The 17,489-nt window shown below is 66.0% G+C and carries 18 protein-coding genes and 1 pseudogene; 9 read left to right on the top strand and 10 right to left on the bottom strand.

The annotated features are described in order from the left end of the window. The 3 genes and pseudogenes from Mrose_RS15180 to Mrose_RS19495 all read left to right on the top strand — a co-directional run. A partial coding sequence (locus tag Mrose_RS15180; RefSeq protein ID WP_119279673.1) for a DEAD/DEAH box helicase occupies window positions 1-1,634 on the top strand: 1,634 nt, incomplete at its 5' end. A gap of 2 nt (window positions 1,635-1,636) precedes the next feature. After that, window positions 1,637-1,789: pseudogene (locus Mrose_RS19845) on the top strand (DUF952 domain-containing protein); the annotation flags it as partial. Then, window positions 1,747-2,265 carry a CHRD domain-containing protein gene (locus tag Mrose_RS19495; protein ID WP_119279679.1) on the top strand — a complete coding sequence of 173 codons (519 nt, stop codon included), beginning with the start codon at window positions 1,747-1,749 and terminating at the stop codon, window positions 2,263-2,265. The pseudogene Mrose_RS19845 and the gene Mrose_RS19495, both read left to right, overlap by 43 nt. Here Mrose_RS19495 and hemW read toward each other — a convergent pair. From hemW to Mrose_RS15145, 5 genes are all read right to left on the bottom strand, one after another. Next, window positions 2,255-3,388 carry a radical SAM family heme chaperone HemW gene (hemW, locus tag Mrose_RS15165; protein WP_119279671.1) on the bottom strand — a complete coding sequence of 378 codons (1,134 nt, stop codon included), beginning with the start codon at window positions 3,386-3,388 and terminating at the stop codon, window positions 2,255-2,257. The two genes, Mrose_RS19495 and hemW, sit on opposite strands and share 11 nt — an antisense overlap. Further along, window positions 3,385-3,735 (bottom strand): HEPN domain-containing protein, encoded by a 351-nt coding sequence (locus Mrose_RS15160; RefSeq protein ID WP_338025234.1) that lies wholly within the window; start codon window positions 3,733-3,735, stop codon window positions 3,385-3,387. Before Mrose_RS15160 ends, hemW begins: the two co-directional genes overlap by 4 nt. A 25-nt stretch (window positions 3,736-3,760) precedes the next feature. Next, window positions 3,761-4,078, bottom strand: a complete 318-nt coding sequence (locus tag Mrose_RS15155) for a nucleotidyltransferase domain-containing protein (protein WP_119279677.1) — start codon at window positions 4,076-4,078, stop codon at window positions 3,761-3,763. A 5-nt stretch (window positions 4,079-4,083) separates the two neighbouring features. Continuing rightward, complete coding sequence (locus tag Mrose_RS15150) at window positions 4,084-4,983, bottom strand: alpha/beta hydrolase family protein (protein ID WP_119279667.1); 900 nt, start codon at window positions 4,981-4,983, stop codon at window positions 4,084-4,086. A 266-nt stretch (window positions 4,984-5,249) separates the two neighbouring features. Then, window positions 5,250-6,584: a M20/M25/M40 family metallo-hydrolase gene (locus Mrose_RS15145; protein ID WP_119279666.1), complete on the bottom strand. Its 1,335-nt coding sequence runs from the start codon at window positions 6,582-6,584 to the stop codon at window positions 5,250-5,252. A 20-nt stretch (window positions 6,585-6,604) separates the two neighbouring features. On the opposite strand from Mrose_RS15145, the gene mglB reads away from it, so the two are divergent. The 6 genes from mglB (at window position 6,605) to gcvPB (ending at window position 12,322) form a co-directional block, all read left to right on the top strand. Beyond that, window positions 6,605-7,096: a GTPase-activating protein MglB gene (mglB, locus tag Mrose_RS15140; protein ID WP_119279664.1), complete on the top strand. Its 492-nt coding sequence runs from the start codon at window positions 6,605-6,607 to the stop codon at window positions 7,094-7,096. Between the two features lie 27 nt (window positions 7,097-7,123). Further along, on the top strand, window positions 7,124-7,714 hold the full coding sequence (gene mglA / locus Mrose_RS15135; protein WP_119279662.1) for a GTPase MglA: 591 nt from the start codon (window positions 7,124-7,126) through the stop codon (window positions 7,712-7,714). 142 nt (window positions 7,715-7,856) lie between these two features. After that, window positions 7,857-8,915 carry a glycine cleavage system aminomethyltransferase GcvT gene (gene gcvT / locus Mrose_RS15130; RefSeq protein ID WP_119279660.1) on the top strand — a complete coding sequence of 353 codons (1,059 nt, stop codon included), beginning with the start codon at window positions 7,857-7,859 and terminating at the stop codon, window positions 8,913-8,915. A 44-nt stretch (window positions 8,916-8,959) separates the two neighbouring features. After that, on the top strand, window positions 8,960-9,346 hold the full coding sequence (gene gcvH, locus Mrose_RS15125; protein ID WP_119279658.1) for a glycine cleavage system protein GcvH: 387 nt from the start codon (window positions 8,960-8,962) through the stop codon (window positions 9,344-9,346). Between the two features lie 71 nt (window positions 9,347-9,417). After that, window positions 9,418-10,785, top strand: a complete 1,368-nt coding sequence (gene gcvPA / locus Mrose_RS15120) for an aminomethyl-transferring glycine dehydrogenase subunit GcvPA (RefSeq protein WP_119279657.1) — start codon at window positions 9,418-9,420, stop codon at window positions 10,783-10,785. Between the two features lie 115 nt (window positions 10,786-10,900). Beyond that, the gene (gcvPB, locus tag Mrose_RS15115) at window positions 10,901-12,322 is read left to right on the top strand and encodes an aminomethyl-transferring glycine dehydrogenase subunit GcvPB (protein ID WP_119279675.1); all 1,422 of its coding nucleotides are present in this window, start codon (window positions 10,901-10,903) and stop codon (window positions 12,320-12,322) included. Window positions 12,323-12,340: 18 nt separating this feature from the next. Here gcvPB and Mrose_RS15110 read toward each other — a convergent pair whose 3' ends face one another. From Mrose_RS15110 to Mrose_RS15090, 5 genes are all read right to left on the bottom strand, one after another. After that, complete coding sequence (locus Mrose_RS15110) at window positions 12,341-13,039, bottom strand: 16S rRNA (uracil(1498)-N(3))-methyltransferase (RefSeq protein ID WP_119279655.1); 699 nt, start codon at window positions 13,037-13,039, stop codon at window positions 12,341-12,343. 12 nt (window positions 13,040-13,051) lie between these two features. Then, on the bottom strand, window positions 13,052-13,810 hold the full coding sequence (locus Mrose_RS15105) for a 50S ribosomal protein L11 methyltransferase (protein WP_119279654.1): 759 nt from the start codon (window positions 13,808-13,810) through the stop codon (window positions 13,052-13,054). Window positions 13,811-13,886: 76 nt separating this feature from the next. Further along, window positions 13,887-14,915, bottom strand: coding sequence for an SMP-30/gluconolactonase/LRE family protein (locus Mrose_RS15100; RefSeq protein ID WP_119279652.1), 1,029 nt, complete (start codon window positions 14,913-14,915; stop codon window positions 13,887-13,889). A 268-nt stretch (window positions 14,916-15,183) separates the two neighbouring features. Beyond that, window positions 15,184-16,356 carry a YibE/F family protein gene (locus Mrose_RS15095; protein WP_119279650.1) on the bottom strand — a complete coding sequence of 391 codons (1,173 nt, stop codon included), beginning with the start codon at window positions 16,354-16,356 and terminating at the stop codon, window positions 15,184-15,186. Between the two features lie 63 nt (window positions 16,357-16,419). Further along, on the bottom strand, window positions 16,420-17,489 hold a 1,070-nt coding region (locus Mrose_RS15090), incomplete at its 5' end, for an NAD(P)/FAD-dependent oxidoreductase (RefSeq protein WP_119279648.1).

The following is a 17,489-nucleotide window of genomic DNA, read 5'->3' as shown; positions in this document are numbered from 1 at the left end:
CCCTCGTCGAGCAGAACTTCCCCCACACCCTCACCCCCGACCAGGAGAAAGCCCTCGAGGAGACCCTGCGCGACCTCGAGCGCCCCCACCCCATGGACCGCCTGATCTCCGGTGACGTGGGCTTCGGCAAGACCGAGGTGGCGCTGCGGGCGGCGTGGCGGGTGGTGGCCCACGGGGCTCAGGTGGCCATGCTGGTGCCCACCACCTTGCTGGCCGAGCAGCACTACCAGACCTTCAAGAGCCGCCTGGCCGGGCTGCCGGTGCGGGTGGCGGCGCTGTCGCGCTTCACCTCCGATGGCGAGGCCAGTGCCGTCAGACAGGGCCTGGCCGAGGGAAAGATCGACGTCGTGGTAGGCACTCATGCCCTGCTCTCACCCGACCTCAAGTTCAAGGACCTGGGCCTGTTGATCGTCGACGAGGAGCACCGCTTCGGGGTGGCCCAGAAGGAGCGCATCCGCGAGCTGCGCGAAGCCGTGGACACCCTCTACCTCTCGGCCACGCCCATCCCCCGCACGCTCTACAGCGCCCTGGTGGGCCTGCGCGACATGTCGAGCATCCAGACCCCGCCGCCGGGCCGCAAGCCCATCCAGACCTACCTGGCCCCCTACGACCCCGGCCTGGTGCGCGAGGCGCTCATGAACGAGCTCGAGCGCGAGGGCAAGGTCTTCTACGTCCACGACCGGGTCGCCACCATCGAGGCGCGACGGCGCTACCTCGAGGCCCTGGTCCCCGAGGCCCGCATCGGGGTGGTGCACGGCCAGATGCCCGAGGGTCAGATCGAGGAGGTGATGCTGGCCTTCGCCGAGGGCGCCTTCGACGTGCTCTTGGCCACCACCATCATCGAAAGCGGCCTGGACATCCCCGAGGCCAACACCATCGTCATCGAGCGGGCCGACCGGTTGGGCCTGGCTGCGCTCTACCAGCTAAGGGGCCGGGTGGGGCGACGCGACAAGGAAGCCTACGCCTACCTCTTCCACCCCCCCCGACTCACCGAAGCCGCCGAGCGCCGTCTGGCGGCCATCGCCGACCTCTCCGACCTGGGCTCGGGCCACCTGCTGGCCGAGAAGGACATGGAGATTCGCGGGGTGGGCAACCTCCTGGGCCCCGAGCAGCACGGCCATATCCGCGCCGTCTCCATCGAGGTCTACACCGAGCTCCTGGCCGAGGCCATCGGCAAGCTCAAGGGCGAGGTCAAGGAACCCGAGCGCCACGTCACCCTCGACCTGCAGGTCTCGGCCCGCCTGACCCCCGAGTTCATCCCCAGCGCCGAAGCCCGCAGCCGCTACTACGGTCGCTTGGCCGAGAGCCGGAGCCTGGCCGCAGTAGCCCGCATCGGCAAGGAGTTGCGCGAGCGCTACGGTGAGCCGCCCGCCGAGGTCGAGAACTTTTTGGCCCTCACCCGCCTGCGCCTGCTGGCCGAGAGCAAGCGCGTGGCCTCCATCACCGAAGACCTCACCTATTTGATGGTCGTTTTCGACCACTGGCCCCTCGACTACGACGCCAAGGCCCTGCGCGAGCTCACCCCCCGTCCCGAGCTCATCCAGCACCCGCCGGGTTTCCGCATCCCCAAGAAGGGGCTCAAGCCCGAGGAGTACGCGCGGGTCGTCAGCGACCTGCTCTACCTGGTGGCCTGACCATGAAGCTCACCCGCACCATCTTCCACATCACCACCCGCCGCGAGTGGGAGCGGGCTTTAGGGCAGGGGGAGTACCGGGCACAGAGCCTGGAGCGCGAGGGCTTCATCCACTGCTCGACCCCCAGCCAGATTCTGGCGGTGCCCGAAGCCTTCTTCCAGCGGCCAGCACGGCCTGGTGCTCTTGTGCATCGACCCCGCCAAGCTCACGTCGCCACTGTTTTTACGAGGGCCCCGACGATAGCCTCGCCAGGGGTAACGCGCTCTTTGGCCTCAGCGCCGAAGGCAGCGAACTGCACTACAAGCTGATCGTGGCCAACATCGAAAACGTGGTGGCGTCGCACATCCACCTGGGCCCCGCAGGCGCAAACGGCCCGGTGGTGGCCTTCCTGTATGGCCCGGCGGCGCCGGGCGGGGGTCGCACTGACGGTGTCCTGGCCGAAGGCACCATCACTGCCGCCAACCTGGTTGGGCCGCTGGCGGGTCGCCCTCTCGGCGACCTCATCGCCGCGATGGAAGCTGGCAACGCCTACGTCAACGTCCATACCAACGACGGCGTGGCCCCGCCCAACACCGGCCCCGGCGACTTTCCTGGCGGCGAGGTGAGGGGTCAGATCAGGGTCACGCCCTGAGCGCTTCCCAAAACTGGAGGATTAGCCGGTGCAGGAGGGGCAGCCCCACGCGGGTTGCCCCCAAGTGCGTCTGGTGTGTCCAGATTAGCCCACGTTCCTCCAATTCCCGTACCGTCTTTTTCAGACGAGCCCACAGCTCGAGCCCACTACGCCCTTCTACGAGCGTGATGTCCACTCCTTCGCGCAGCCGCAGCCCCAGCATCAGGGCCTCGCGGGCGTACTCGAGGGGGCTGATGACCTCGAGCGAGGGTGCTTCGCCTGCCAGCCAGCGCGGCAGCGGGGGGTTGGTGGCCCTAACCGAGTAGACCTCGTGGCCCTCGAGCCTCGAGCCTCGAGCCTCGACATCTTTCGGGTAGTGTCCCACCGCTGCCGGCCCCAGCGCGCCCCAGAACTCGCCCCGCCAGTAGACCTGGTTGTGGCGGCTCTCCTCGCCAGGCCGGGCGAAGTTGGAGACCTCGTAGCGCTCGAGCCCAGCCTCACCCAGGATTTGCTCGGCCATCTCGAAGGCGGCGGCTTCGAGGTCCTCGTCCAGCCTTATCCCCTGGATCTCGAACGGGGTGCCGGGCTCGATCTGCAGGGTGTAGGCCGAGACGTGCCCCACCCCTATGGCGGCGGCTTCGCGCAGGTCGGCCTCGAAGTCCTGGCCGGGCAGGCCCAGGATCAGGTCGATGGAGGTGCGAAACCCCGCTTCCAGGCTCATCTCCACCGCCTGAAAGGCCCCCTTGCGCCCATGGGCGCGGCCCAGGGTCTTGAGCACCGTGTCCTGGAAGCTCTGCACGCCAATGGAGAGCCGGTTGACCCCCAGGTGTTTGAGGAGGGTTAGGCGTTCGGGGTTCAGGGTTCCGGGGTTGGCTTCCATCGTCACCTCCGCGCCGAGCGATAGTCGCCAGGGGAGAGCGGCGAAGAGGCGCTCGAGCTCGTGGCCGCGCAGGAAACTCGGCGTCCCGCCCCCGAAGTAGAGAGTCTCCAGCGGGCCGGGGAAGCGCTGGTGCAGCGCGGCGGCTTCTTCGGCCAGGCGCTTTAGGTAAGCCTCCACGACCCCGCCGTAGCGCCGCACCACGTGAAAATCGCAGTAGGGGCAGATGGTGGGACAGAAGGGAACGTGGATGTAGAGGCTTCTCAAAGCTGCGCCTCCACCCAGGCAACCACCCTTTGGGCTAGCTGTAGAGCCTCGAGGTAGTCGGCCTCAGCGACCTCGGGGTAGTCGCCCGGATAGCGGGTAGCGACAGCGTACAGCGTCAGTGTGTCGGCAGCTTGGATGAAAGAAGGTATGGCCAAACCGGAAATGGCCAGGAGTTGCAACAGGAGACTGATGTCGTGGGTCTTGGGGAATGGCTGCTTGCGAGCTACCAAGAGGGCTTTCAAGGCTTTCTCGACCGCTTGTTGGGCATCGAAGCAGAGGTCTTCGTAGAGTACTTCAGGGCTGAAGCGGCCCGCCTCAGCTCGGACTAGGTTACCTTTAGCACGCACTAACCAGGCTAATGGATCCCTGGAATCACGCGGCATACACAATCCGCCCCTCCCTAAGCGCATGGGGGTAAACGGTCATCCAGGCCTCGCGGTAGCGCTCGAGGTCTTCCGGAGTGGTCAGAATCAGATCTACACCAAATCCACGCCTCACCTGGCCGAGTTCATGGTACAGGGCTTTGTAGTTTTGCAAGGTCTTGAAGGCTTCCGGTACCACCACCAACAGATCGTAATCGCTGTCGGGCCGGGCCTCGCTGCGCGCGCGCGAGCCGAACAGGATGATCTGCTGTGCTGGAACCACTGCCAGGATGCGCTCGATGACTGAGGCCAGCTCGGGATAGTCCACGTTTTTCATGGTAGCATCCGGGCAAAAAACGCCTGGACACGTTGCAAAAACACCTGGTCGTTCCGTCCCCGGAAGAGATGGCCTGCTTTAGCGTAGCTGAAGCACTCCACGCTTTCCCCCAGCGCTTTTAGCTTCTGGCACAACTCCACGCTCCAGGCGTAGGGCACCTGCTCGTCGGCGGTGCCGTGGTGCACGCTGAAGGTGGCGCGGGCGTTTTGCAGGTGGTAGATGGGGGAGATGGCCCGGATGCGCTCGTCGGGGGCGTTGAGCTCGGCCAGGCCTCGAGTGCGGCCCGAGTAGACGTAGTAGATCTGGCTGGCGTTCTTGCGCTCGTCGCCCGACATCGAGCCGTAGAGCACCACCGCGCGGATTTGCGGGTCTACGACTGCGACGCGCAGCGCGATGCCCCCGCCCATGCTGTGGCCCCACAGCCCCATCCGGCTCCCGTCGGCCTTGGCGAGGGGTCCCTTGCCGCTCTGCTTGCGCACGATGGCCGCCAGGTTGAGCACGTCGATGGCGTAGTTGACGCGGAAGACCCCCTCCGGGCTGCCCTGTGAAGGGGGGTGGCCCCGGTAGTTGGGATGGATGACCACGTAGCCCATGCGGGCGATGGCGTCGGCGTAGCGGGTGGTGTAGGCCAGGGTGTTGTAAGTGTAAGGATTGACGTAGCCGTGCAGCACCAGCACCACCGGGTAGGGGCCCCTGCCGCTTGGCACGTTCATGAAGCCGTACTGGGTCAGGCCCTCCGAGGGCCAGCGCACCAGGTAGCGGGTAAAGCCCCGGTTTTGCCCCAGGGCGCGTTCGATGATCAATTCGCCCTTGCCGTAGCTGCGCGCCCGCAACTCGGCGATGGTCTCCTGGGCCTGAACCGCTCCGAGCAGCAGCAGCAAAGCCAGCCAGCGCATAGGCCAAAGGGTAGGCCCCCGATCGGGCGATGGGCCAGGGGGTGGGGCACAATGCGCGAGTTAAACGCCTAACGCCGATAGCCGATAGCTGAACGCAAAACGCAGGTCGTACGTCGTACGTCCTACGCAAAACGCAAGACGCCTTGTCACCCTCCTTAGCAAGGGGAGCTGGGGGGATACCCCCTCCCCGCGGGCGGGGAGGGGGCCACCACGCGCCACGAGCCTTCCGCTGATCGCTGACGGCTGGGGGCTGAAAGCCTTCTGGCTCACAGCCCCGCGAACTTCTCCAGCGCCCGCTTGATGGCGGCCACCCCGCGCTCGAAGTCGGCGATACGAATGTTTTCGTTGGGGCTGTGCACCCGGCTGCCGGGGTAGCTGATGCCGATGCTCACCACTGGGGTCCCCAGGTAGTGGGTGAAGGGGTACATCGGGCCGCTGCCCCCGGAACTCAGGTGCACGATGGGCTCGCTGCCATAGGTCTCGCGCAGGGCTTCGACGGTCTGCTTGACCCAGGTGGCTTCCAGGTCGCTGCGGGCGGGGTGCTCGCCGGCCTCGAGCGTAACTACCTCCACGTCGTTGAAGCCGTGTTTGTCGAGGTGGCGGCGTAGCAGTTCGACCACTTCGGAGGGCTCCTGGTTGGGAACGAGGCGGAAGTCGAGCTTGGCGAAGGCCTCGGCGGGGAGCACCGTCTTGGAGCCGGGACCACCGTAGCCGGAGTGGAAGCCGTTGATGTTGACCACCGGCTCGGCGGCCAGGCGGCGGTAGAACTCCACCCCCTTGGCTCTGCCCAGAAACTCCTTGACCCCGTAGAGTGCCGCGACCTGCTCGGACTCGTCGGGGATGGCCTCGAGGCTCCGCTCCTCGGCCTCGCTCAGCGGGCGCACCTGGTCGTAGAAGCCCTCGATGAGCACCCGGCCGTCGTTGTCGCGCAGGCTGGCCAGGGCTGCTGAGAGGCGGTAGATGGGGTTCTGCACCACCGCCCCCAGCGAGGAGTGGAGGTCATAGGCGGCGGTGCGCACGCGCAGCTCCACGGCGACGATGCCCTTGAGCCCGCAGTAGACCAGGGGCCGCCCGGCGGTATCCACGCTGCCGAACTCCCAGATCACCGCGTCGGCTTTGAGGCGGTCTTTGTGCTCGCGCACGTAGGCCTCGAGGTTGGGGCTGCCCACCTCCTCCTCGCCCTCGATGACGAACTTGACCCCAAAAGGCAGCCTCCCGTGCTCCTCGATGAACCACTTCAGGGCCGCCAGCCGCGAGACGAGCTCTCCCTTGTCGTCGCTGATCCCCCGCGCGTACCAGTGGCCGTTACGCTCGGTCATGGTGAAGGGGTCGCTCTCCCACAGCTCCAGGGGGTCGGCGGGCTGCACGTCGTAGTGGTTGTAGAACAGCAGAATGGGACCTTTCCCGCTCCCTTCGGCATAGACCACCGGGGCTCCGGGGGTGGGGTGAATCTCGGCCCGCAGGCCAAGTTCCTCGAGCAGTTCCTTTACCTTCTGGGCGGCCTGGGGCAGGGCCCGCCCCTCGGCGGAGACCGAGGGCAGCGCCACCAGGTCACGCAAAGTCTCCCGGGCGTAACGGATAACCGTGTTGGGAAGTTTCATGGTGCTAAACTTACCTGGATATGATTGAGCCCGCAATAGCGCTCTACGGCTCGACCTTTCAGAGCGTGATGAAGACGCTCGACGAGCTGCTGCGGGAGAGCGGTGCCCGCTACGTGATGCTTCTGGACCGCAAGGGTTTCGTGCTGGCACACAAGGAAGCCCTGTGGGCCCCTCGCCCCCCCGCGCTCGACTCGCTGGCGACCCTCATCGCCGGCAACGCCGCCGCCACCCAGGCCCTCGCTAAGATGCTGGGCGAGCAGCGCTTCCAGGAAATTGTCCATCAGGGCGAGCAAAACGGCCTCTACATCGAGGAGATTGGCGAGGTGGCGCTGCTGACCATCCTCTTCGACAACACCGCGCCGCTCGGACGGGTCAAGCTCATGGCCAAGAAGGCCAGTGAAACCCTCGAGCAACTGACCCGCGAAGCCATCGTCGCACCGAATAGAATGGGCATCGACACCGAATACCGCGATGGCGCCAACGCACTGCTGGACGAGTTGTTTGGGAGCTAGGGCGCCAGCGTTAGAGGACCGATTGACATGAGCACGATCAACTTTGCCGCCCGCGAGATCAACTTCAAAATCGTCTACTACGGCCCCGGTATGTCCGGCAAGACCACCAACCTCAAGTGGGTCTTCGGCCAGATCCCCGAAACCCGCCGCGGGGACATGGTCTCCCTGGCCACCGAGGACGAGCGCACACTGTTCTTCGACTTCCTGCCGGTAGACCTCGGGGAGGTCAAGGGTTTCAAGACCCGCTTCCACCTCTACACGGTTCCGGGCCAGGTCTTCTACAACGCCAGCCGCAAGCTCATTCTGCGGGGTGTCGATGGCATCGTCTTCGTGGCCGACTCCGCCCCCAACCGCCTGCGGGCCAACGCCGAGTCCTTCCGCAACCTGCGTGAGAACCTCGCCGAGTACGGCCTGACCATGGACGAGGTGCCTATCGTGCTCCAGGCCAACAAGCGCGACCTCCCCGACGCGCTGCCGGTGGAGATGGTGCAGATGGTCATCGACCCCGATAAGAAGTACAGCATGTTCGAAGCCGTGGCTGCAACGGGCATTGGAGTCTTCGAGACCCTCAAGGCCGTCAGCCGCCTGGTGCTCTCGAGGGTCGCCACGGCGGGCTAGGCTCGAGCCGAGCGCTAAGAGGAAACCAAAAGCTCCCATGCTCTTTGAATGGCGAAGCACCTTCAGACTTAAGCTTCAGGGGTCGCTCGAGCCGAAAAAACCACAATGCACCAACCGGTGCGGATGGTGAATAATCACCCCTGTGAAGACAACACCCCTCACGGCGGCCCACCGGGCGATGGGGGCAAAGATGGCCCCTTTCGCCGGGTACGACATGCCTATCCAGTACAGCTCGATCAGCGCCGAGCACCTGGCGGTGCGCGAGGCGGCGGGGATGTTCGACGTCAGCCACATGGGCGAGTTCTGGATCCGCGGGGCGCAGGCGCTGGACTTCCTGCAGTACCTCACCCCCAACGACGTCTCCAAGCTCAAGGTGGGCCGGGCGCAGTACTCCATGCTGCCCAATGCCCAGGGCGGGCTGGTCGACGACATCTACATCTACCGCACCGGCGAGCAGGAGTACCTGATGGTGGTCAACGCGGCCAACATCGACAAAGACTGGACCCACGTCCAGGCGCTGGCCGGGAGCTTCGACGTAGACCTCGAGAACGCCTCGGAAAACTGGGCCCTCATCGCAGTGCAGGGGCCCAAAGCCGCCGAGAAGCTGCAAACGCTGTGTGACACCGACCTCTCCGCCACCCGCAAGAACGACACCTTCGTGGCCAAGGTCGCGGGGAAGGCTGCCCGCCTGGCCCGCACCGGTTACACCGGGGAAGACGGCTTCGAGGTCTTCGTGGCTCCAGGCGACGCCGAGGCGGTGTGGAAGGCGCTGCTGGAGGTTGGGGTCATCCCCTGTGGCCTGGGAGCGCGGGATACCCTGCGCCTCGAGGCCGGCTTCCCCCTCTACGGCCACGAGTTCACCGACGAGACCAGCCCGCTGTGTACCCCCTTCGCCTGGGTGGTCAAGACCCACAAGGAGTTTCACGGCAAGGCTGCAATGCTCAGCCGGCCCTGCCACAGGCGTCTGGTGGGGTTGGTGCTCGAGCAGGGCATTCCCAGAGAGGGCTACAAGGTCTTCGCCGAGGGCCGCGAGGTTGGCCAGGTGACCTCGGGCACCTTGTCCCCTCTGAGCAAGAAGGGCATCGCCATGGCCTACATCGAGGCGGCTTACGAGGGCTTGGATACTCCCCTGCAGGTGGAAATCCGTGGCAAACTGTATGCGGGAAAAGTCAGCAAGTTGCCGTTCGCGCCTTTAGGATAAGACTGCTTGACTCACGTACACGTACCCTGACGCTTGGAGGCTACATGAAATATCCCGATAACCTTCGCTATACCAAGACTCATGAGTGGGTGCTGCTGGAGGATGATGGCATCGTCACGGTAGGGATCAGCGACTATGCCCAGGATGCGCTGGGCGACGTGGTGTTCGTCGAGCTGCCCGAGGTGGGCGAGCAGGTTGACGCCGGCGAGGGGGTGGCGGCGGTGGAGTCGGTCAAGACTGCCTCCGACATCTACGCTCCGGTCTCGGGCGAGATCGTCGAGGTCAACACCGACCTCACCGACCAGCCCGAGTTGCTCAACACCGAGCCCTACGGTGGTGGCTGGATTTTCCGCATCAGGCCCGACAACCCCGCCGACGTGGAGAAACTGCTCGAAGCCTCGGCCTACCGGGAGTTCGCGGAGAGCCAATAGCGGCCAGTTGCCCGTAGCCGATGGCCCAGGTGACCCATGCTATCGGCTATAAGCCATCAGCGGGATTTTTTATGGACTACACTCCCCACACCCCCCAGGACGTGCAGGCGATGCTCGAGCGCGTCGGCGCGAAGAGTCTGCTCGAACTCTTCAAGGACGTGCCCCAGCCCATCCTCGACCCCCAACTGAAGTTGGACCCTCCCCTGAGCGAGGCCGAGTTCATGCGGCACTTACGTGAGCTCGCGGCGAAGAACCAAAGCGCCGCCGCCTCCTTCCTGGGTGGGGGAATTCGCCCCCACTACGTACCCGCCGTGGTCCCGGCACTAGCAGCGCGGGCGGAGTTCCTCACAGCCTACACGCCCTACCAACCCGAGGCCAGCCAGGGGTTGCTGCAGGCGATCTTCGAGTACCAGACCATGATCAGCGAGCTCACCGGCCTGCCGGTGTCCAACGCCTCGATGTACGACGGCTCGAGCGCCCTGGCCGAGGGGGTGTTGCTGGCCCTGCGCGAGAGCGGAAAGATGAGGGTGGCCATCTCCCAGGGGGTTCACCCCGAGTACCGCCGGGTGGTGCGCACCTACGCCGAGGCGGTGGGAGCCGAGGTGCTGACGCTGCCCCTCGTGGAGGGCAGGACCGCCCTCGAGCTGCCCGAGGGGGTGGGGGCGGTGGTGGGCCAGAACCCCAACTTCCTGGGCACGGTGGAAAATCTGGCTCCCCTGGCCGAGGCCGCTCACGCTGCCGGGGCGCTGTTCGTGGCAGTGGTGGACCCCATCTCGCTGGCCGTGCTCAAGGCCCCCGGAAGCTACGGGGCCGACGTGGCGGTGGGGGAGGGGCAGCCGCTAGGCAACGCCATGGCCTACGGCGGTCCCCACTTCGGCTTCATGGCGGTGCGCTCCGAGTTGGTGCGCCAGTTGCCGGGTCGCCTGGTCTCCGAGACTACCGACGTCGAGGGCAAGCGGGGCTACATCCTGACCCTGCAGGCCCGCGAGCAGTACATCCGCCGGGCCAAGGCCAAGTCCAACATCACCACCAACGCCCAGCTCACCGCGCTGATGGGCGCGGTCTACCTAGCTGCCTTGGGGCCGCAGGGCCTGCGCGAGGTGGCGGTGCGCTCGGTCGCGAACGCTCACGTCCTGGCCGAGCGGCTGAGCGCGATCCCAGGGGTCCGGCTGCTCACGCCCGCACCCTTCTTCAACGAGTTCGTGCTCGAACTGCCCAAACCCGCCGAGGAGGTGCGCCGGGCCCTGCTGGCCTACGGCATTCACGCCGCCACCCCGGTTCCCGCCGAGTACGGGCCCAAAGGGAATCTGACTCAGGCGCACGAGCTTGCTCGTCCCGAAGGGAATCTGACTCACCTGGCCCTCTTCGCCTGCACCGAACAGCACACCGAGGCCGACCTGGAAGGGCTCGAGGCCGCTTTGCGGGAGGTCTTGCGATGATTTGCGTTTCGCGCCCTCGAGGCTCCACTTCTGGCCTCTGGCCTCTGGCGTTTGGCGTTCGGCGGGCAATTCGCGCCCTCGAGGTGCTGGCATGATCACCGACACCGATGTGACCGTGGACTCCCCCCTGATCTTCGAACACAGCCGACCGGGGCGGCGGGGCGTGCTGCCGCCAAGGGCCCCGGAGGTAGACCTGGCGGCGTTGCTGGGCGCCGAGAACCTGCGCTCAGAACCTCCTAAGCTACCCGAGGTCGACGAGCTCACGCTGGTGCGCCACTACACCAACCTCTCGCGCCGCCAGATCGGCATCGACGTGGCCTTCTATCCCCTGGGCTCGTGCACCATGAAGTACAACCCCAAGGTGCACGAAGCCGCCGTGCAACTCTTCGCCGACCTGCACCCCTACCAGGACCCCTCCACTGCGCAGGGAGCGCTGCAGGTGATGTACGAACTCCAGCGCGACCTGGGCGAGATCACCGGCATGGACGCGGTGACCCTGCAACCTGCCGCCGGGGCCCACGGCGAGCTGACGGGGATCATGATCATCCGGGCTTACCACGCCAGCCGGGGCGAGGGCGAGCAGCGCCGGGTGGTGCTGGTACCCGACTCAGCCCACGGCTCCAACCCGGCCACCGCCAGCATGGCGGGCTATCAGGTCAAGGAGATCCCCTCCGGACCCGACGGGGAGGTCAACCTCGAGGCCCTAAGAGCCGAACTCGGCCCCCACGTCGCGGCCATCATGCTCACCAACCCCAACACCCTGGGGCTTTTCGAGGAACGCATCCTCGAGATCGCCCGGCTGACCCACCAGGCGGGAGCGCTGCTGTACTACGACGGGGCCAACCTCAACGCCATCATGGGCATGGCCCGGCCCGGGGACATGGGCTTCGACGTCGTACACCTCAACCTGCACAAGACCTTCACCGTCCCTCACGGTGGCGGCGGCCCCGGTTCGGGGCCGGTGGGGGTCAAGGCCCGCCTAGCACCCTTCCTGCCGGTGCCCGTAGTGGTCAAGCAGGGCGAAACCTATGCCCTCGACTACGACCGTCCCCAGAGCATCGGCCAGGTCAGGAGCTTCTTCGGCAACTTCGGAGCGCTGCTGCGGGCTTATGCCTACATCAAGATGCTGGGTGCGGAGGGGATCAAGAAAAGCGCGGCACTGGCCGTTTTGAACGCCAACTACCTGAAGGAGTTGCTCAAAGCCGAGGGCTTCCGCGTACCCTACGACCGCATCTGCATGCACGAGTTCGTGGCTCAGCCGCCCGAGGGCATCAAGACCCTCGACGTGGCCAAGGGACTGCTGGAGATGGGCTACCACCCCCCCACGGTCTACTTTCCCCTCATCGTCAAGGAAGCCCTGATGGTCGAGCCCACCGAGACCGAGAGCAAAGAGACCCTCGAGCAATTCGCCCGCGCCATGGGCGAGGTCATCCGCAAGGACAAAGAATGGCTCGAGCACGCCCCTTACTCGACCCCGGTGCGCCGCCTCGACGAGGTGCAGGCTAACCGCAAGCCCAAGCTGCGCTGGGGGGGCTGATTCCCCCCGAGCGTCCCGTCAAAGCCCCTCTCCCGCCGTCACCAGCGCCAGCAGGGCCAGCGGCGCGGTCTCGGCCCGCAGGATGCGGCGGCCAAGGGTAACGGGCCGGAAGCCCCGCCCGACGAGAAAATCCACCTCCTGGGGGCTGAACCCTCCCTCTGGTCCGGTGGCCAGGCTGATGGGCTTGGCGGGCTCGAGCACCTCCCTCACCCGCAGTTCGGCTCCCACGTGGGCCACGAGGCCCTGCTCAACCTCGGGGATCTGCCTGAGGGGGACGGGCTCGGCCACTACCGGAACCACCGTGCGCCCCGACTGCTTGGCTGCCTCCGCCGCCACCCGGCGCAGGCGCTCGAGCTTGTTTCCCCCCATCTCCTTGGCGACCGAGTGCGTGCTGATGGTGGGGATGATGCGGGTCACGCCCAGCTCGGTAGCTGCCCGCACCACGTCGGCCAGGGCGTCGCCTTTGAGCAAGGCCACGTAGAGTTCGACCGGAACCCCAACCTCGCGGCTGGCTTCCCAGCTTTGCTCGAGCCGCAGCCGCAAGATGCCTGCCTCCACCGACTCGACCACCGCCCGGCCTTCCAGGCCCTTTCCGTCGAACACCGTGACCAGGTCGCCCGGCTTGGCCCGCAGGACCTCGAGCAGGTGATGGGCCTCGCGCCCCCGCAGTTCGATCTCGGGGCTCAGGTGCGGAACCAGGGCACGGTGGGGGCGCATAAAGTATCCGGCTCACCTCTGGTAAACCAGCAGCACCCATTCACCTTCCTGGCGGCGCTGCTGGGGGGTGAACCCCTCGGCCTCGAGGGCCTCTCGCACGATGGGTTCACGCTCAGCCAGGATGCCGGTGAGAATCAGTTTACCGCCGGGCTCCAGCGCCCTGGCATAGCCGGGAGCCAGCCAGCCGTGCAGTTCGGCGTAGAGGTTGGCGACGAGGATCGCATATGGCCCGGAGACCCCCTCGAGCGTGCCCTCGGCCAAGCGAGGGCTCACGCCGTTGATACGGGCGTTCTCCAGGGCGTGGGGGATCACTGCGGCGTCGATGTCTACCCCTTCGGCCTCAGCACCCAGCTTGGCGGCGGCTATCGCCAGGATGCCCGAGCCGGTCCCCAGGTCTAGCACGCGCATTCCCGGCTGCACGTGCTGGGCCAGGGCTTCGAGGGCCATGCGGGTGGTCTCGTGGTGGCCGGTGCCGAAGGCCATGCCGGGCTCGAGCACGATGCGCTGCTCGTCCCCCGTCCACTCGTGCCAGGGGGCCAGCACCACGAAGGGCCCCGCCTTCACCGGCTTCAGATCGCGCCGCCAGGCCTCGAGCCAGTCGGTGTCGGGCAGCTCGAGCCACTCCCCCGGCAGGGGCAGCTCGAGGCGCTCGGGGAAGTAGGCCCAGACCTCGCCGGGCTTCTCCTCGAGGCCCCTGGCCCCAAGGTCGAAGAGCAGCGGCGTGTATGCATCGAGGGTGTCGAAGTCTCCCTTCAGGCGAAAAACGTGCACCTCGACAGTTTAGCGCTAAAGGCAGCCGGCGCAAGCGAAGCGGCCAGAAACGGGTTGAATTCCAGCCAACCCCTGCCTAATTCAGCCGTATGAAGGCCAGCCCGTTGTTGAGGTTCATGGGGATCACCAGTTGGTTGGCCCCGGAGTCGTAGCACATGGACGCGGGGTTGGGGATGTTCTGGGCGATGAGTTCGGCGGGACTGCCAGGACGGATGCGGGAAACGCCGCCTTGTGTGACGCTGCTGACGTACTTGGTACCATCCGGCATGATCACCAGACCGTCGCTGCCTGCCTGCGCGGCGTTCTCGGTCCTCAGCAACTGGCCGGTCGGAGAAAAGGTCAGCACTGCGTTATCGCCGATGTTGACTACGACGATGTTGCCCTGCGGGTCAAAGGCGATGCCGTTGGGCTGGCGCAGCGGAGCGCCTTGGACCAAAATCGAGGCGTTGCCGTCGGGGGTTATCTTCCACACCTGCCAGGTTGTCGGATCCGGGTTCTGGCCGCCTACGCCGGTCTGGGTCGCGTAGATGGTGCCGTCATCGGCCACTTCAATGTCGTTAAACCCGGTGGAACGGCTCACCTTGATCTCACCGGACGGCATACCGTTCCTCATGTCGAAGCGACGAATGACCGCTATGGACGGGTCATTGGGGCCCGTTCCGCCGTCACGGTCGGCCACGTAGAGCATCCCCCCCGCGATGTCGCTGCCAAAGGGCTCATTCAGGATGAGCGGTGGGGTCAGGTTGGCCCGCTGCTCAGGGGTTTGAATGCCGATCCACCGCGCCGTGTGAACGGATCCGTCGTGGTTGATGAACGACACCCAGGCGTTGTTGGTTTGCACGCTCTGCGGCACGCCGCGGTTGGGTACGACGATGAGGCCGCGGGTAGCGTCGTAGGAACAGCTTTCGGCAGAGTAGATGGCGCCGTACACCTTCACGTTCGAGGACATCGGCGCGAAGGTGCCATCGGCAGCCGGAATGATCGGCAGGCCGAGGGGATTTCCGACAAAGAAGGGCTGGGGTGCTTGCTGCTGCGCCAGCAAGACGCCCGAGGCGATCCCAACCAACAGCACCGCAGCACTAACCGTCACGTTGCTTCGTTTCATGCTTCCCTCCTCCACCCTTTGTGGCGCTCCCCTCCACCCCCTGGCCCTGCCAGGCTGACTGAGGTTTGCTAACTGCTGCCCAACAGCACATCCTCAGCGACCCTCGAGCAAGGGCAGAAGGGGTTTGAAACCGTGCTCGGCACGAGGCTCAACGGGAAGTTGATAACACGCCCTATGGAGCGTGAGCCATATACTCTTCCGAATGTCGATGATTATACAGCAGCCCTGTTGATCAAGGCAGCCTGCAGGTGAAGCCGGGTGAGACCCCCTACCTGTCCTCTCGGTCTTCCTTCGGCAAAACCCATGACGTATCCCGCCTGCCCAGCCTGCGCTCGACGGGGCCGGGCCAGCGGCGCTCGACGTGGGCGTAGGCCCCCAGGCCGCGCAGCAGGTAGGCGGCGATCAGGGTGGTGAGGGGAACGGCCAGGATCAGGCCGCTGGAACCTACCAGCATGCTCACGATCTCGGCGGCGAAGACCTCGAGGTTGAGCAAGTAGCGCACCGGGGTTGCGCTCTGCTGGATCAGCAGCATGGCGGGCAGCAGTCCGGCGCTGTAGGCCAGCACCAGCGTGTTCACCAGCGAGCCGATGTGGTCGAAGCCCACCGACATGGCCCGGCGGTAGAGTTCCTTCACCCCGTAGCGGGGGTTGGCCTGGAGCAAGGCCTGCACCACCGCCGCCTGGGTCACGGTCACGTCGTTCATGGCCCCCAGCGCCCCGATCACTACGCTCGCCAGGTAAAGCGAGACCAGGTCGAGGCCCTGGATGCTGCGGTAGGCATAGAACGCTTCCTCGGAAACCAGGCCGGTGAAACCCAGCAGCCGCGTGAACACCCCGGCCAGCGCCAGCGCCAGCAGCGTTGCCAGGGACGTACCGAGCAGGGCAGCCGTGGTCTTGCGGTTGACCCCGTGGACGAGGTAAATCGAGAAAACCAGGATGCCGAACGCCCCGACAAAGGTCACCAGCAGGGGGTTTGCCCCCGCGTTGATCTGCGGCACGACGTAGAAGACCAGGGCCAGCAGGCTGATGGCAGTGCCCAACAGCCCCCGTAAGCCCCGCCCCCGACCAAAGGCCAGTGCCGAGACACAGAAAATGCCCAGCAAGATCAGCAGATAGGGAATCCGCAAGGGCTCGGTGACGGTGATGAAGGTCTGCTGCTGGCCCTGGGAGTTGGTCACGGTAGTGCGGTAGAGCACCACCTGCGTTCCCACCCGTACCCAGTTGGGCAGCCTGGGAGCGCTCGCCCCAGGGCCGATTTCCTCTACGGGCAGGTCGGCGCTCACTACGCTTCCGTCGCGCAGGCGCACTACGGCCTTGCCCCCGGCCAAGGCCTCGATGCGGCCCTCGAGGTAGCTCGACTCGCTCACCTCGCCCGGCTGCGGGGCGGGGCTGGATTGGGCCAGGACCGGCAGGAGCAGGAGCAGGGCCAGGGCACGGATCACTCCGTTAGCTTATACCGCAGTTTGAGGGCTCGATGAAAAGCAGCGAGAGCCCCAGGCCGGGCCTCAACACGCGCAGCGGCTGGTGCAGCAAGCCGCCAGGTCATCGGCCCACATGCCCCGCTTGCGGTAGACCTCGAGGGCCTGGGCATCGAGCCCCATGCGTTGGGCGATCGCTTGAGCCACGACGGGGAAGCGGGCCCGGAACTTGTAGATGAAGCAGAAGGCCGTGTTGAGGTGGCTGACCTTGGGGCCGCAGAGGAAGAGCCCTGGCGTGAGGGTAGACTCGTCCTGCTCGCTCAACAGGGGCTTGAGGCCCTCGAAGGCGAACAAATCCTTCACCTTCTCCATGCCGCCGCCGAAGCCCGTTGCCAGGATGGGCGGGTGGGCCACCCTGAAACTCCCTTCGCCGTGCATGACCTCGAAGTGGCCGTTGACCGCTCTGATCCCCTCCACCTTCAGCCGTGACAGCTTGAGGCGCCCAGTCTGTAGGGCGGCCTCGAGACGCTCGTGGGTGTAGGGGGAGAGGTCCACACTCGGCTCGCCGGTGCTCGACTCCCAGGGGGCGGCAGGATCGACGACCACCACTTTCTTGCCCGCCATCGCCAGGTTGTAGGCTGCGTCGATCCCCGACTCATAGCCCCCGATGACCAGGTGCTCCTTGCCCTCGAGTTCGGCCCAGGAGCGCACCTGGCCGTAGTGAAGGCCATGTCTGGCCCCCTTGAGCGCAGCCCTGGGAAACTGGAACTCTCCCACGGCCCACACCACGAAGCGGGCCTCGATGGGGCCCTGGCTGGTGTGCACCCGGAAACCCTCCTCCAGGGCTTCGACCCGCTGGACATTCGTCCTGGAGGCCACCGGCAACTCGTAGTGTTTGACCAGCGCGGCCAGGTAGCGGGCGTAATCGACGCCCGAGAGGTGCTCCTTACCTAGGCTGTAGGCCGGGGAGGTGTCGGGCGTGAGGGCGTTGAGGTCGGGGAGGTTGAAGGCGTTGGAGGTAAAGGAGGGGGTGATGAAGCGGGTTTCCCTGGGCCAGCGGCGGAAGGAAGCCCCCACGCCGTAGCGATCCACCAGCCCCACCCGCAACTCCAGCTTTTGCAGGGCGATGCCCACACCCACCCCAGCAGCCCCTGCCC

Origin of the sequence: Calidithermus roseus, from assembly GCF_003574095.1 — a bacterium.
Lineage (GTDB): Bacteria > Deinococcota > Deinococci > Deinococcales > Thermaceae > Calidithermus > Calidithermus roseus.
Note: the sequence above shows the minus strand (reverse complement) of the source record. Positions and strands in the feature narration are given on the sequence as shown.

What these genes read in the sequence shown, in the direction of transcription:
- Mrose_RS15150 (WP_119279667.1), bottom strand. Translation starts at nt 4,983, where the DNA reads ATGCGCTGGCTGGCTTTGCTGCTGCTGCTCGGAGCGGTTCAGGCCCAG.
- mglA (WP_119279662.1), top strand. Translation starts at nt 7,124, where the DNA reads ATGAGCACGATCAACTTTGCCGCCCGCGAGATCAACTTCAAAATCGTC.
- mglB (WP_119279664.1), top strand. Translation starts at nt 6,605, where the DNA reads ATGATTGAGCCCGCAATAGCGCTCTACGGCTCGACCTTTCAGAGCGTG.
- Mrose_RS15100 (WP_119279652.1), bottom strand. Translation starts at nt 14,915, where the DNA reads ATGAAACGAAGCAACGTGACGGTTAGTGCTGCGGTGCTGTTGGTTGGG.
- Mrose_RS15145 (WP_119279666.1), bottom strand. Translation starts at nt 6,584, where the DNA reads ATGAAACTTCCCAACACGGTTATCCGTTACGCCCGGGAGACTTTGCGT.
- gcvH (WP_119279658.1), top strand. Translation starts at nt 8,960, where the DNA reads ATGAAATATCCCGATAACCTTCGCTATACCAAGACTCATGAGTGGGTG.
- gcvPA (WP_119279657.1), top strand. Translation starts at nt 9,418, where the DNA reads ATGGACTACACTCCCCACACCCCCCAGGACGTGCAGGCGATGCTCGAG.
- Mrose_RS15110 (WP_119279655.1), bottom strand. Translation starts at nt 13,039, where the DNA reads ATGCGCCCCCACCGTGCCCTGGTTCCGCACCTGAGCCCCGAGATCGAA.